We start from the raw sequence: 14,362 nt of genomic DNA on the forward strand, positions 1-14,362 counted from the left end.
GAAGTCGCCGCTTTCATACTGATAGCGGATGGAGTTGTGCAGCGTTTCGACCGAACCGATGTCATCGGTTTCACCCGAGAGGCCATCGTCCCACCAGCTGTAGAACAGACCAGCGCGGAGGCCCGCGATGTCGAGATAAGCGGAGTCGAGCTTGGCTTCCTGAGTCGACGCATTGTCAGCATTGAACTGCATGACGATAACGCCAGTCAGTGGACCATACTCGGTGTCGCTCTTGGCCGTGAACTGAACCTGACCGCGGGTCACTGCATCCCAGTCAGAATCGCCGCCGACGTCTTCGCCAACGTTAACCTGGAAACGGATGTAGCCTTCGATCTTGAGGCAGGTTTCGGTGCCCGGGATGTAGAAGTAGCCGGTGCCGTAAGCGTCGCAGACGCGAACATATTCAACCGGTTCCGGCTCAGCAGCAACAATAGCGTCAGCAGCCTGAGCACCGGAAACTACTGCGAGAGCAGCAGCGGAGCCGAGAAGAAGGCTCTTGATGTTCATAAATGACCTCCAATTCAAAGTTTCGATCGGGTTTGGGATCTTTCGCTGAGCAGCGTTCCCTGCCCCATCCCCGTGTTTCAAGAAGTGGACGATCAGTCGCCCTCGCTTCCGAGGCTGAAAATACAAGACGGGCGCCGTCACGCAATCACCAACTTACTCCGATGGGGGGTTTGCTAGAGCCTTCCCGACATTCTGTTGCTGAAAGGACACAAGTCGGGCAGGCGGGCCTGATTTCCTTTATGCTTTGTTAAGAAAACGCTGATTTTGTGGCTGCTTAGGCGAGATCGAAGAGGCGCTGGACATGCGCTTCTTGACACATTTATGACACCTTTCAGACAAAATCCGGTCTTTGGGGTCGAGATCGCAATCAGTGGAAGCGTAACCCAACGTTCACGGACCCGCTTTCACCGGCCCATCTGGCTAGGGGCGCGAAAGGTGATTCCCGCAGGCGATTCTCTCAGTCGAAACGGAAGATTTTTGCACCATTTGACCGTCAGCCGTAGCCGACTAAGCGAACATGACTCCCCGCCGAGTGCTAAAGACCGATATATGCTGGGAAATCAAAATGGCGGAGAAGATGGGATTCGAACCCACGATACGCTTTTGACGTATACTCCCTTAGCAGGGGAGCGCCTTCGACCACTCGGCCACCTCTCCGGTGCGGCCTAACTATGGTGACCGGTCTGTGAATGCAAGGGTTTTTTGAGCTTTCACCAGAAGAAATACGCTGGGCGGCATTTCTGATGGTTGTGAAAACGGACCTGGTTTCACACCGCGATCTATGGAGAATTTGATCGCGCTTCGTTCTCTGCAATAAAGAAGAAGAGCTTTGCCGCGGGCGGCAAGGAAGGATTGGCAAGCCTGAGGCGGCATTCCTACCGGCAGCAATCCTTTTGCAACGATCGATTCCCGTCTTAGCCCAATAGGCTCTTTAGGTCTGCGGAGGGGTCGGCGAGAATCGATTTGTCGGGATTGGTCCCGGATTCCAGCAGTTTCTTGCCTGTTACATAGGCTTTCGCGTCGTTGATCGCATCGACAGCGATCAGCAACCCCTCCCTGAAGTACCAGACCGAATGAGCGCCTTCTCGGGCGCCGGGGCGCTGCAGCGTCTCGTCATAACCGAGATTGAAGCCGGCGATCTGCAGTTTGACGTCGTACTGGTCGGACCAGAACCACGGTTTCGGTTCATAAGGCTCGCTGCCGCCGGCGATGACGGCTGCCGCCGCTTCCGCCTGATCGACGGCATTTTGCACGGATTCGAGTCTGATGCGGCCGCCCTGCCAGGGAAGTGCTGCGCAATCGCCCGCCGCGAAGATCGCCGGATCGGAGGTGCGGGCAAAGTCGTCGACGATGATGCCGTTGGCGACTTCGAGGCCGGCTTCCTTGGCAAGCTGGTCGTTCGGCACGACGCCGATGCCGACGACAACGAAATCGACGTCGATGTCAGACCCGTCGGAAAGTGCCGCACCGGCAACACGGCCATCTTTGCCGATCAGATGCTTGAGGCCCGTCTTCTCGCGAATCACAACGTCATGGGCCTGATGGATCTCGCGCATGATGTCGGCGGTTTCTTTCGCTGCAACGCGCTGCAGGATGCGGTCAGCCATCTCGATGACAGTGACTTCCAAGCCGCGATGACGGGCGACGGCTGCCGCTTCAAGACCGATATATCCGCCTCCGATGATGAGGACGCGGCGACCGGGGCGCATCTCATCGGCCAGCAGATCGGCATCGCGCTTGTCGCGGGCTACATAGACGCCTTCAAGGTCGCCGCCGATCGCGGCCGGCAGCCGGCGCGGTGTCGAGCCTGTGGCGAGCACAAGCGTGCCGTAATCGAGAACAGAGCCGTCCTGCAGCAGAACCTGCTTGCTGTCTCGGTTGATTTGCTCGGCCCAAGTCGAAAGGCGAAGATCGACGTCATTGTCGGGATACCAGTGCTCCGGACGAAACAGCAGACGGTCGAAGCTCATTTCGCCGAGCAGGTATTTCTTCGAAAGCGGCGGGCGCTGGTAAGGAGCCACGTCCTCGGCGCCGATGAGGGTGATCGGGCGCGTATCCTTCAACGCACGCAGCTTGGCTGCCAATGCGAAACCGGCCTGGCCCGCGCCGATGATCACCAATCTATCCGTCACGATCTCACTCCTGAAACTGCGCCCGACAATTACGCCAAGGCCTATCCCCTGCCCCGTGCGCCGTCAACGGAAAGCGGCTTCTTACATTCAGCCGATCTCGATCCAGCGACGCTCGTGGAAGGACTGTGCCATGGCATGCACCGACTTCTCTATCCTGAGACCGTCTTCGAATGTCACGATCGACGACGGTTCACCTGAAATTGCCCGGATCAACTCGCGGCATTCGATGATCTTCAGGTCGTTGAAGCCGAGCCCATGGCCAGGCGCCGGGATGAAGCGATCATAAGGCCGATGGGCAGGTGCCGCCAGTATCTTGCGGAAGCCCTGTTCCGAGCCGCGCCCGTCGGCCTGGTAAAGTTCGAATTCGTTCATGCGCTCCTGATCGTAAACGATCGAGCCCTTCGAGCCGAAGATCTGCAGCACGATGCGGCCCTTGCGCCCCCAGGCGGCCCGATTCGCCATCAATACCGCGGAAATGCCGCCGCCAAGCCGAATCAGCACGTTGGCGGCATCATGGTTTTCGACCGCACGGCGGCCACCCTCGCTCAAAGGGCGATCCGGATAGGGTTTTGCCATATCCGTAATGACTGCCTCGACATGACCGAAAAGATACCAGAGCAGCGACAGCGGGTGCACGGCGAAATCGTCGAGCGCGCCGTAGCCGGCGGAAAGCTCGCTCTTCCAATAGAAGAAAGCATCGGGATCGGCCATGAAATCCTCGTCCATCTCGACGCGGATATGATTGACCGCGCCGATGGTGCCCTCGCCGACAAGCGTCTTGATGTGGCGCATGACCGGATTCTGGATGTAATTATAGCCAAGCGCGGCGACCTTGCCTGACATCCTCGCCGTTTCCAGCATGCGCTCGGCATCGGCATAGGCCGGCGCCATCGGCTTTTCGCACCAGACGTGCTTGCCTGCCTCGAGGGCTGCAATCGCCATCTCGGCATGGAACTGGTTGGGCGTTGTGACGGAGACGACGTCGACATCAGGGTCGGCGATCAACGCCCTCCAGTCGGCTGTGGCCTTCTCGAAGCCGAATTCGCCAGCACGCGCCTCAGCTAACCCGGCATTGGCTTCCGCAAGATGCACGAGACGCGGACGCTCGACATCACCGAATACCGTCTTCACCGCATTCCACGCCAATGCATGGCACTTTCCCATATATCCGGTGCCGATCAACCCGATGCCGAGTGGCCTCATTTTCTGTCTCCTCAAGAGCTGCGCGGCGGATTTTTGGAATATTTGGATCATTTTGACAAGGGACCACCGGCCTGTCTTTTCCGGCTTGCTATCGGATATTTTGTCTAAACTCCTTCAATTACATGGCATTAAAAACAATTAGGCGCGCCCTTTGAAATCGTCTATGCTCGGCAATTATGGAATATTTGTTTCATCTCGAGAGCCGCAAGCATGGATAACGATTCCCCGAGGCACGCGCGCGTGCCGCGCGATTTCGAAAGTCTGCGCAGCACCATCATCGAGCGCAAGGCGAACATGCCGAAGCGGCTGGCGCAGGTTGCCGCCTTTGCGCTCGGCAATCCCGATGAGATCGCTTTCGGCACAACCGCAAGTATCGCGGCTGCTTCCGACGTCCAGCCTTCGACACTGGTGCGCTTGGCGCATCATTTGGGCTATGAAGGCTTTTCCGACCTCCAAAGCATCTTCCGCGAAAGGCTGCGCGATCGGACGCTAAGCTATGAAGAGCGGCTGGTCACTCTGGAAAAATCGAGCGGCGACGATGAGGACGCCAATCTGCTTTCGGGCTTCATTGCCGCGGCAAACCAATCGGTCAACCGGTTGGCCGCGACTGTGCAGACCGACACTTTTACGAAAGCGGTGGACATCCTTGCTGGCGCCGAGACGATCTATCTGATCGCAAAGCGGCGTTCCTATCCGCTGACGGCACATATGACCTACGCTTTTTCCAAGCTCAACATCCGCCATCAGATCGTCGCCTCGCCGAATGGCGTCGACCCTGAAATGGTGCAGTTCGCGACACCCAAGGATGCGGCGATCGCGGCGAGTTTCTCACCCTATGCGGCTGACAGCCTCAACCAGAGCCAGGAGCTTGCCGATCGCGGCGTGCCCGTCATCGCAATCACCGATTCGGCCTTCTCGCCGCTTGCCGCCTGCGCCACCCATTGGTTTGAAGTGGCTGAGGCCGATTTCGCTGGCTTCCGTTCGCTTTCCGCCTCGATGGCGCTCGCCATGGCGCTACCGGTCGCTATCGCCGAGCGGCGGCGCAAGCGCCAGCATTCAAAACCCACAAAAGTGAAAATGGAATAAATATTCCGAATTGACAATTTTGTGGAACCAATGTTTCATTATTGAAAATTCGCTGGCACTGGAAGCCGCGCAAAATCTAGCGGGAGGACATCATGGTACAATCGAATCCGGGTATACAGCCGGAGCCGGCGCTTGATGTAATCACCATCGGCCGCTCCTCGGTCGATCTCTACGGCCAGCAGATCGGTTCGCGACTGGAGGATATCGCCTCATTTGCCAAGTCCGTCGGCGGCTGCCCATCAAATATCGCGATCGGCACGGCGCGGCTCGGCCTCAAGTCCGGCCTCATCACCCGCGTCGGGGACGAGCAGATGGGGCGCTTCATCCGCGAGCAGGCGGCGCGCGAAGGCGTAGCGACAGATGGCATTATTACCGACAAGGAACGGCTGACGGCGTTGGTGCTGCTTGCGGTCGAGGCCGAAGGTGTGTCGCCGATGATCTTCTATCGCTCCGACTGCGCCGACATGGCGCTCGAGGAAGGCGATATCGACGAGAATTTCATCAAATCCTCGCGCGCCGTTCTCGTTTCCGGCACCCATTTCTCGCGGCCGAACACCGAGGCCGCCCAACGCAAGGCGATTCGCATCGCCAAGGCGAACGGCCGCAAGGTAATCTTCGACATTGATTACCGGCCGAACCTCTGGGGTCTTGCCGGCCATGCGGAAGGTTTCGAGCGCTACGTGAAATCAGACCGCGTCTCGTCCAAGATGAAGGAGACGCTGCCGGATTGCGACCTCATCGTCGGAACCGAAGAGGAAATCCTGATCGCTTCCGGCGCAGACGACGTGCTCGGCGCACTGAAGGAGATCCGCCGCCTGACGCCCGCGACGATCGTGCTCAAGCGCGGCGCCATGGGCTGCATCGTCTATGACGGGCCGATCGCCGACGACCTCGAAGCCGGCATCGTCGGCCAGGGCTTCCCGATCGAGGTGTTCAATGTGCTCGGCGCCGGCGATGCTTTCATGTCCGGCTTCCTGCGCGGCTTCCTCCGGGATGAGCCGCTGAAGACTTGCGCCACCTGGGCCAACGCCTGCGGCGCCTTTGCCGTCTCTCGCCTGCTCTGTTCACCGGAATATCCGACCTGGGCAGAACTCGATTTCTTCCTCAAGACCGGCAGCAAGCATCGCGCACTTCGCAAGGACGAGGCGATCAACCATATTCATTGGGCATCGACCCGGCGAGGCGAAATCCCGCTGCTGATGGCGCTGGCGATCGATCACCGCTCGCAGCTCGTCAGCGTCGCCGATGAACTCGGCGTCGGCCACGACAAGATCGTTGCGTTCAAGCGGCTGGCGGTTGCGGCAGCGGCCCGGGTTTCAAACGGCCGCGATGGCTACGGCATGCTGATCGACGAACGCTTCGGCCGCGACGCCTTCTTCGATGCGGCAACGAAGAATTTCTCCTGGATCGGCCGACCGGTGGAACTGCCGGGCTCGAAGCCGCTGCGCTTCGAGTTCAGCCAGGACATCGGCTCACAGCTTGTGGAATGGCCGCTCGGTCATTGCATCAAGTGCCTGTGCTTCTATCACCCCGATGATCCCTCAGAATTGAAGACGGAGCAGCAGGAAAAGCTGCGCACGCTTTTCGAGGCCGCGCGCAAGGTCGGCCGCGAGCTCTTGGTGGAGATCATCGCCGGCAAGAACGGGCCGCTCACCGACGATACGATCGCCACCGCGCTGGAAGAGCTCTATGCGCTCGGCATCAAGCCGGACTGGTGGAAGCTGGAGCCGCAAGCCTCCCGCGAAGCCTGGAAAAAGATCGATGCCGTTATCGCCAAAAATGATCCATGGTGCCGTGGTATCGTGCTCCTGGGGTTAGAGGCACCCGCCGAGGAACTGATTTCCTGCTTCGAGGCGACGCTGGCGGCTCCCTCCGTGAAGGGCTTCGCCGTCGGCCGGACGATCTTTGCCGATCCGGCGCGCGCATGGCTCTCGGGCGAAATGAACGACGAGGAGGCGATCGCCGACATGGCCGGCCGCTTCCGGCAACTGACAGAGGCCTGGCTTAAGACGCGTGGGCTTCAGTAAGAATGGAATTTAGACCCCTCCCCAACCCCTCCCCACAAGGGGGAGGGACTTAACTTGAGGCAGCGCCTCACGCTATGAGCGAGCGTCCTTTGGACGAGCCGTCGCGGGTTAACCCCTCCCCTTGTGGGAGGGGTTGGAGAGAGGAAAACGCGAAAAGAAAAATTGCGGGAGGCCCCGATGGGCAAGACGATACGGTTGACGATGGCGCAGGCTGTCGCGCATTTCCTCAAAGTTCAGATGACGATCGTCGATGGCAAGAAAGTGCCGATCTTCGGCGGCGTCTGGGCGATCTTCGGCCATGGCAACGTCGCCGGCATGGGCGAGGCTCTTTATCAGGTGCGCGGCGAACTCACGACCTATCGCGCTCATAACGAACAGGGCATGGCGCATGCCGCAATCGCCTATGCCAAGGCGAGCTTCCGCCAGCGTTTCATGGCCTGCACGACCTCGATCGGTCCGGGCGCGCTGAACATGGTGACGGCCGCCGGCGTGGCGCATGTCAACCGCATTCCGGTTCTCTTCCTGCCCGGCGACGTCTTCGCCAACCGCGCGCCCGACCCGGTGCTGCAGCAGATCGAGGATTTCGGCGACGGCACGGTTTCCGCCAATGACGCCTTTCGCCCGGTTTCCCGCTATTTCGACCGAATCACCCGGCCCGAGCAGATCATCACGGCGCTGAAGCGCGCCATGCAGGTGCTGACCGATCCGTTCGATTGCGGACCGGTGACATTGTCGCTCTGCCAGGACGTTCAGGCTGAAGCCTTCGATTATCCCGAAAGCCTCTTCCAGGAAAAGATCTGGACGACGCGTAGGCCGCAGCCGGATGCGGACGAACTGGCAAATGCCATCGCACTGATCAAGGCATCGCAGAAGCCGGTGATCGTTGCCGGCGGCGGCGTGCTTTATTCGCAGGCGACGAAGGAACTTGCCGCCTTTGCCGAGGCCCATGCCATTCCTGTCGTCGTCACCCAGGCCGGCAAGTCGTCGATCAACGAAACCCACCCGCTGGCGCTCGGCTCGGTCGGCGTCACCGGCACTTCGGCGGCGAATGCGATCGCCGAAGAGACGGACCTCGTCATCGCCGTCGGTACGCGCTGCCAGGATTTCACCACGGGCTCCTGGGCGCTGTTCAAGAACGACAGCCTCAGCATGATCGGCCTCAACATCGCCGCCTATGATGCGGTCAAACATGACAGCCATCCGCTGGTGGCCGATGCCCGTGAAGGGCTGAAAGCACTTTCATCGGGGCTTTCCGGCTGGAAGGCGCCGGCGGCACTTGCCGAAAAGGCTGCCGCGGAGAAAAAGGTCTGGATGGAAGCTGCCGCCAAGGCAATGGCGACGACCAATGCTGCCCTGCCCTCCGATGCTCAGGTGATCGGCGCGGTAGCGCGCACGATCGGCGGCGAGAACACGACGGTTCTTTGCGCTGCAGGCGGCCTTCCCGGCGAATTGCACAAGCTCTGGCCGGCGACAGCCCCGGGCAGCTATCACATGGAATACGGTTTTTCCTGCATGGGCTACGAAATCGCCGGCGGGCTTGGCGCCAAGATGGCGCGTCCGGAGCGCGATGTCGTCGTCATGGTCGGCGACGGTTCCTACATGATGATGAATTCCGAGCTTGCGACCTCGGTCATGCTCGGCCTCAAGCTCAATATCGTCGTGCTCGACAATCGCGGCTATGGCTGCATCAATCGGCTGCAGATGGGAACCGGCGGCGCCAACTTCAACAATCTGCTCAAGGACTCCTATTACGAGGTGATGCCGGAGATCGATTTCCGCGCGCATGCCGAAAGCATGGGCGCCATCGCCGTCAAGGTCAGCTCTATCGCAGAACTCGAGCAGGCGATCGTCGATTCCAGAAAGAACGACCGCACGTCGGTCTTCGTCATCGACACCGACCCGCTTATTACCACCGAAGCCGGCGGCCACTGGTGGGATGTCGCGGTGCCTGAAGTCAGCCCGCGCGAAGAGGTCAACGAGGCACGCAAGGGCTATGTCGAGGCACGTGCCGCCCAGCGCATCGGTTAAACGATTGCCGTTATTTTTTCGGAAGAGCGGAGCGGCTCTTCCGTAATATTTTTAAGGAGAATGTTGATGAAAGCCAAACTTGGCATGTCGCCCATCGCGTGGTGGAACGACGACCTTCCTGAGCTCAGCGACGACGTGTCCCTCGAAGAATGCCTGCGGCAATCCCGTGGCGCCGGTTTCACCGGCATGGAGCAAGGCCGCCGCTTCCCCAGCAATCCGGAAGAGATGCTCCCGATCCTGCGCGCCGCCGACGTGACGCTGTGCGGCGGCTGGTTCTCGGGCACGCTTGTTAATGAAGAACTTGCCGCTAACAAGGACCGCATCGCGCCGATGATTTCGCTTTTCAAGGCGGTCAATGCGCCCTGCATCGTCTATGGCGAAGTCGGCCGCTCCATCCAGGGCGACCGCTCCAAGCCGCTCGCGACCAAGCCGCGCCTTTCCGATGACGAGATGAAGGCCTATGCGCGCCGCGTCACCGAATTCGGCGAATGGTGCGCCGAACAGGGCATGCCGCTCTCCTATCACCACCACATGGCGGCGGTCGTCGAAACCGAACCGGAACTCGACGCCTTCATGCGCTATTCGGGCGAAGGCATTCCGCTGCTGCTCGACGCCGGGCACCTGGCTTTTGCGGGCGGCGATGTGCTGCGCGCCATCGACAATCACCATGCCCGGATCAACCACGTCCACGTCAAGGACATCCGCAAGCCTGTGGTGGACGGGCTGGACCGCAGCCGGCAGTCCTTCCTCGACGCGGTGGCGCTTGGCGCCTTCACGGTTCCGGGCGACGGCTCGCTCGATTTCGGCGCCATCGTCCAGCGGTTCGCCGATCACGGCTATGAAGGCTGGTTCGTCGTCGAAGCCGAACAGGATCCGCGTAAGGCGCCCCCGCAGAAAATGGCCGAGATCGGCCACGCTGAATTGATGCGCGTTATGACGGCCGCGGGTTATACCGTGGAAACGGAAGGCTTCCCGAAGGGATAACGGAACGCCCCCAGACTCAGGAGCAAGAAGCCCCCTCATCCGCCCTCCGGGCACCTTCTCCCCGCTGGGGAGAAGGGAAACATAGACGGTGCGGCATATCCCTTCTCCCCTCGGGGGAAGGTGGCGGCAGCCAGAGGGGGCCGCACCCGCTAACTTACGAGGAAACATCAATGCCAAACCTCAAGGTGAAACCATCGGGCACGCATGGCCGCGTCACGCATGTCACCCCTGAAAGCGCCGGCTGGACCTATGTCGGCTTCGATCTGCATCGCCTGAAGCCCGGCGAGAGCATTTCCGGCGAGACCGGCGAGCGCGAAGTCTGCCTCGTCTGGGTGAGCGGCAAGGGCAAGGCCTCCGCCGGAACCAGGGATTTCGGCACGCTCGGCGAGCGCATGAACCCCTTCGACGGCGCGCCGCATGCGCTCTATATTCCGATGGAATCGACTTGGTCGGTCACGGCGGAAACCGATCTGGAACTTGCTGTCTGCTCCGCCCCTGGCGGCGGCACCTATGAGGCGAAGGCGATCCCGCCGGGCACGCATCCGCAGGTGACGCGTGGCAAGGGCACGAATGTACGCTATGTCAACAATATCATGCCGGAAGACGACAGCTCGGCGCATTCGCTGCTCGTCGTTGAGGTGATCACGCCGGGCGGCCACACCTCCTCCTATCCGCCGCACAAGCACGACCAGGACGATCTGCCGAACGAGAGCTTCCTGGAAGAGACCTATTACCATCGCCTCAACCCCCCGCAAGGTTTCGGCTTCCAGCGTGTCTACACCGACGATCGCTCGCTCGACGAGGCAATGGCGGTCGAGGATGGCGACGTGACGCTGGTGCCTAGGGGTTATCACCCTTGCGCGGCAACACATGGCTACGATCTCTATTATCTCAACGTCATGGCCGGGCCGAAGCGGATCTGGAAATTCCACAACGCGCCCGAGCACGAGTGGTTGCTGAAAGCGTGAGAGCAGCGTTCGATCGCTAAATAATCTGACAGCGCAAAGCCGTCACTGATGGTTCACTGCCTCCATCCAAACAAGGATGGAGGATCATCATGCACAGCACGAATTTCACGATACCGGCCCGCAATATTCGCTCTTTGCGCGAGATACAGCCGGGCTTGCTTCCGGCCGCAATCACGGCCGTCCGCTGGCTGGCCCGGAAGATCAGCGAACGGCGCAACCGCAATGCGCTGATGGAACTTTCCGACGATCAGCTGAAGGATATAGGCCTTTCCAGGGGCCAGACGGAAAGCGACGTTCACGTCTACAGTCGCTACTGAACACGAGCGTTAGTTGTGATATTGTGCCCCGGGCCGCCTTACCGGGCGGCCTTTCCAACCCCGGAACATACGATGTCGCAGTTTTCAACAGCACTGCTCCTGAAAACGAAGACCGTCACGATTCGTGACGTCGTCTGTAATGGCGAGTGCCGTCACAAGAGCGACGAGGAATGCACCCACAAGACGAGTCTCGTCTATCCCTATCGAGGCGTCTTCATGCGGCATGTCGGCCGCAATGATACGGTGGCCGAAGCCAATCAGATGCTGTTCTTCAACGCCGGCCAGGGATATCGGATCAGCCATCCCATTGAAGGCGGCGACGCCTGTATCGATCTGGCGATCGACGAATCCATGCTCGAAGAGCTGGCGCCGAAGGAGCAGGTGCAGCGAGACCCCGCCTTTTCATTCCGTCGCCAGCGCCGGCGGATCGATCCGCGTGCGCAGGCGCTGGTCGCTCTCCTGCGTCATGGTCTCGTCCGCAACGTCGCCGAAACGCTGGAGGCGGAAACATTGGCGCTGACGCTCGTGCGCCGCTCGCTCGGCGAGCGCACTTCGCATGCGGCGGGCGCCAGCGTTGGCCGGCAGAAGCTCGTCGATCGGGCAAAGCTGGTGCTTTCCTCCGATCTGGCGCGGCGCTGGACACTCGGGGAAATCGCCTCCGAGGTGGGTGTCTCACCTGTTTATCTCACCCAGGTCTTCCAGCAGGTCGAGGCGACGCCTCTCTACCGCTACCAGCTGCGGCTGCGGCTTGCCCGCGCGCTCGATCTTCTCGGCCAGTACGACGACCTGACCGCGCTCGGCCTCGATCTCGGTTTTTCCAGCCACAGCCATTTCAGCGCTTCCTTCAAGCAAGCCTACGGGCAGACCCCGGCCGAATACCAGCGTTCGGCGCAATTGCGGCGCAGATAGCGCCGGTCGATCGCTAAAGATTTCGACAGCGGCGATGCGGTCTCGATGATCTTATGAGCCTGTCCCAATCCCGGGACATCAACCGGAGGATCATCAGATGAAAAAGACCACATGCGCTGCCTGCGATTGTGAACTCGGCCCGGAGACCATCACCGTCAAGCTCGGCGGCAAGACCGTCGAGGTCTGCTGCCAGGAATGCGCTGAGGCCTTGAACGAGGCGGAAGCGGCGGCATCAGCGACTTCGAGAGGCCAGAAATAGACGAACCAGGCAAAAGCCGCGTTTTGGAGCGCGGCTTTTCCATTTCAGGCGGGCAGAAGCCCGTAGCGCCAACCGCGCCGTTTGGCGTTCTGCGACAGCACCAGGAAGGCAAGCACGAGCATTCCCGCCTCGGCAAAGACCGGCACCATCCAGATTCCTTGCTCGCCGAAGAGCAAGGGCAACAGGAAGGTGAGCGGCAGGGTTAGCAGGTAAGGCCGGGACAGACCGAAGATCGCTGCGCGCGGTGCATCGCCGATCGACTGGAAATAGGACGAGAAAATCAGCATCTGCCCGAAGAGGAAATATGCGCCGATCGTCCACGGCAGAATGCGCCTGACTTCGGCAATAATGGCGGGATCGGCGACGAAGACGGCGCCGAGGCGGCTTGCCAGCAATTCGACGGCGATTTCCACCAGTGTGCAATAGACAAGTGCGGCAAGCATGGCGATCTGTAGACTGCGGCCGACGCGAAGCCCGAGACCGGCGCCATGATTGTTGCCGGCGATCGTCTGCAGCGCGATGCTGAGGCCGAGTAGCGGTAGATAGGTGAAGGTCATGATCCGGGTGATGATGCCATAGGCGGCAACCGTTGCCGCGTAATCACGCACGCTCCAGAGCGAAACGTTGATCAAAATGGCGGCCGAGGCCAGCGATATGCCGATGAAGCCGAGGCTCATCGGCGCACCGAAGACGACGATGCCGCGCCATTCGGCAAGAGCCAACCCCGCTGAAGGCCTGAGTGCCGCCGACCGGCGCCAGCGGTAGGCGAGCACGGCTGCGAGACAGACGAATTGCGATGCGATGGAGCCCGCCGCCGAACCGAGCACACCCCAATGCATCACTGCCATGAACAGCCAGTTGGCAAGAATGTTGAGCAGCGAGGCCGACAGCGTCACCAGCGTCATGAAACCGATCTTGCCTTCGCAGCGCAGCCCGTCGAGATGCAGCGACAGGAAGAAGCTGACCGGCGCAAAGGTGATCATCGCACCCATGAACAACATGGCGCCATGGCCGACAGCAGCGTTTCCGGCTGCGCCCGTTTCGATGATCTGTCGGCCCAGGGCCCAATAGACGATGTTGAGGATCAAGGTCACGGCAAGCGCCAGCGTATGGGCTCCAGCGAATACCTGGCGTGCACTTTCGCGACTGCCGGCGCCGAGCCGGCGGGCGAGGATACTCGCCATGCCGTTCGAGACGAGCGATTGCAGCGCGACCAGCAGCATCAGGCCGGGGAAAATCAGACTGACGGCAGAGAGCGCGTCGGGGCCGACATAGGCGCCCAGGAAATAGGCGTCGACCACGGTGAAAAGGCCGTTAACTGTGGTAATCGCGACGATCGGCGCCGCCGTCTTGATGAAGACGCCCGGCAGCCAGCCGGTAAGAAAACTATTGCCTGCGGAAAGATCGGTCATGGAGAAATCCGTGCAAAATCGGGAAGGGCCTGGATCCGACTGAAATCATCCGGATCGGGCGGCCTCAAAAGAAGAGGAGAAGCAATTTAGAGGTCGAGCACCAGATGCGGCAGTCCGTTCGAGGTTTTCCTCGGCGAAATGCCATCGGCGTCGATCTGGGCGGTCACACGTCGGCGAAAGGCGGAAAAGCTCTCGAAGGTCACGACATCCACCGGCTCGTCGAAATGGATGGTGATCCTGTGGAGATCGCCGCCCGGCAAGGCCGAAAGTGCCAGAATCTCGCCTGTGAACGGCTGGTTGAGGTAACGGCCGCGAATATGGGCGCCGACGAAGAGCGGCGTCTTCGCAGCCGCATTGGGCTTTGCCGCCAGGGCCGCGAGCGTGTTCCAGTCGCGCGCGCCGTGCTGGCGGGCAATCAATTCCAGGGCCGCGCTGTGAGTCAGAGCGGTGCCGCGATCGTTCATCGCCTGGCGCAGGCGCTTGGCCTGGGCCTTCAATTCTTTAATACCGGGATAACTGGTCATCATGGA

At 60.6% G+C, this 14,362-nt stretch carries 13 protein-coding genes, 1 tRNA gene and 1 pseudogene; 9 read left to right on the forward strand and 6 right to left on the reverse strand.

Annotated elements, in window-relative coordinates; all coding sequences use genetic code 11:
* The 4 genes from EFB14_RS13425 to EFB14_RS13440 form a co-directional block, all read right to left on the reverse strand.
* The coding region (locus EFB14_RS13425) for a porin (RefSeq protein ID WP_164737524.1) at positions 1 to 507 on the reverse strand (507 nt) is incomplete at its 3' end.
* A gap of 566 nt (positions 508 to 1,073) precedes the next feature.
* Positions 1,074 to 1,164, reverse strand: a tRNA-Ser gene (locus EFB14_RS13430).
* Positions 1,165 to 1,421: 257 nt separating this feature from the next.
* Positions 1,422 to 2,639 (reverse strand): NAD(P)/FAD-dependent oxidoreductase, encoded by a 1,218-nt coding sequence (locus tag EFB14_RS13435; protein WP_125846138.1) that lies wholly within the window; start codon positions 2,637 to 2,639, stop codon positions 1,422 to 1,424.
* 87 nt (positions 2,640 to 2,726) lie between these two features.
* The gene (locus EFB14_RS13440; protein WP_126825939.1) at positions 2,727 to 3,842 is read right to left on the reverse strand and encodes a Gfo/Idh/MocA family protein; all 1,116 of its coding nucleotides are present in this window, start codon (positions 3,840 to 3,842) and stop codon (positions 2,727 to 2,729) included.
* A gap of 210 nt (positions 3,843 to 4,052) precedes the next feature.
* On the opposite strand from EFB14_RS13440, the gene EFB14_RS13445 reads away from it, so the two are divergent.
* The 9 genes and pseudogenes from EFB14_RS13445 (at position 4,053) to EFB14_RS32880 (ending at position 12,420) form a co-directional block, all read left to right on the forward strand.
* Positions 4,053 to 4,928 (forward strand): MurR/RpiR family transcriptional regulator, encoded by an 876-nt coding sequence (locus EFB14_RS13445; protein ID WP_125846140.1) that lies wholly within the window; start codon positions 4,053 to 4,055, stop codon positions 4,926 to 4,928.
* 92 nt (positions 4,929 to 5,020) lie between these two features.
* Positions 5,021 to 6,955 carry a bifunctional 5-dehydro-2-deoxygluconokinase/5-dehydro-2-deoxyphosphogluconate aldolase gene (locus EFB14_RS13450; RefSeq protein ID WP_125846141.1) on the forward strand — a complete coding sequence of 645 codons (1,935 nt, stop codon included), beginning with the start codon at positions 5,021 to 5,023 and terminating at the stop codon, positions 6,953 to 6,955.
* A 177-nt stretch (positions 6,956 to 7,132) separates the two neighbouring features.
* Positions 7,133 to 8,983: a 3D-(3,5/4)-trihydroxycyclohexane-1,2-dione acylhydrolase (decyclizing) gene (gene iolD / locus EFB14_RS13455; protein ID WP_126825942.1), complete on the forward strand. Its 1,851-nt coding sequence runs from the start codon at positions 7,133 to 7,135 to the stop codon at positions 8,981 to 8,983.
* Positions 8,984 to 9,049: 66 nt separating this feature from the next.
* Entirely contained in the window at positions 9,050 to 9,967 is a 918-nt protein-coding gene (gene iolE / locus EFB14_RS13460; protein ID WP_125846143.1) for a myo-inosose-2 dehydratase, read from the forward strand.
* Between the two features lie 30 nt (positions 9,968 to 9,997).
* A pseudogene (locus EFB14_RS33880) lies at positions 9,998 to 10,093 on the forward strand (endonuclease domain-containing protein); the annotation flags it as partial.
* A gap of 44 nt (positions 10,094 to 10,137) precedes the next feature.
* The gene (iolB, locus tag EFB14_RS13465) at positions 10,138 to 10,935 is read left to right on the forward strand and encodes a 5-deoxy-glucuronate isomerase (protein WP_125846144.1); all 798 of its coding nucleotides are present in this window, start codon (positions 10,138 to 10,140) and stop codon (positions 10,933 to 10,935) included.
* An 89-nt stretch (positions 10,936 to 11,024) separates the two neighbouring features.
* Positions 11,025 to 11,252, forward strand: coding sequence for a DUF1127 domain-containing protein (locus EFB14_RS13470; RefSeq protein ID WP_125846145.1), 228 nt, complete (start codon positions 11,025 to 11,027; stop codon positions 11,250 to 11,252).
* Between the two features lie 72 nt (positions 11,253 to 11,324).
* Positions 11,325 to 12,161: a helix-turn-helix transcriptional regulator gene (locus EFB14_RS13475; protein WP_126825945.1), complete on the forward strand. Its 837-nt coding sequence runs from the start codon at positions 11,325 to 11,327 to the stop codon at positions 12,159 to 12,161.
* 97 nt (positions 12,162 to 12,258) lie between these two features.
* Positions 12,259 to 12,420: a hypothetical protein gene (locus EFB14_RS32880; RefSeq protein WP_164737525.1), complete on the forward strand. Its 162-nt coding sequence runs from the start codon at positions 12,259 to 12,261 to the stop codon at positions 12,418 to 12,420.
* 44 nt (positions 12,421 to 12,464) lie between these two features.
* On the opposite strand, the gene EFB14_RS13480 is transcribed toward EFB14_RS32880, so the two are convergent.
* Entirely contained in the window at positions 12,465 to 13,832 is a 1,368-nt protein-coding gene (locus tag EFB14_RS13480; RefSeq protein ID WP_125846147.1) for an MATE family efflux transporter, read from the reverse strand.
* 86 nt (positions 13,833 to 13,918) lie between these two features.
* Positions 13,919 to 14,359, reverse strand: coding sequence for a glyoxalase superfamily protein (locus EFB14_RS13485; protein WP_125846148.1), 441 nt, complete (start codon positions 14,357 to 14,359; stop codon positions 13,919 to 13,921).
* Between the last annotated feature and the right edge of the window lie 3 nt (positions 14,360 to 14,362).

Origin of the sequence: Rhizobium fabae (assembly GCF_003985135.1) — a bacterium.
GTDB classification, from domain to species: Bacteria; Pseudomonadota; Alphaproteobacteria; order Rhizobiales; family Rhizobiaceae; genus Rhizobium; species Rhizobium pisi.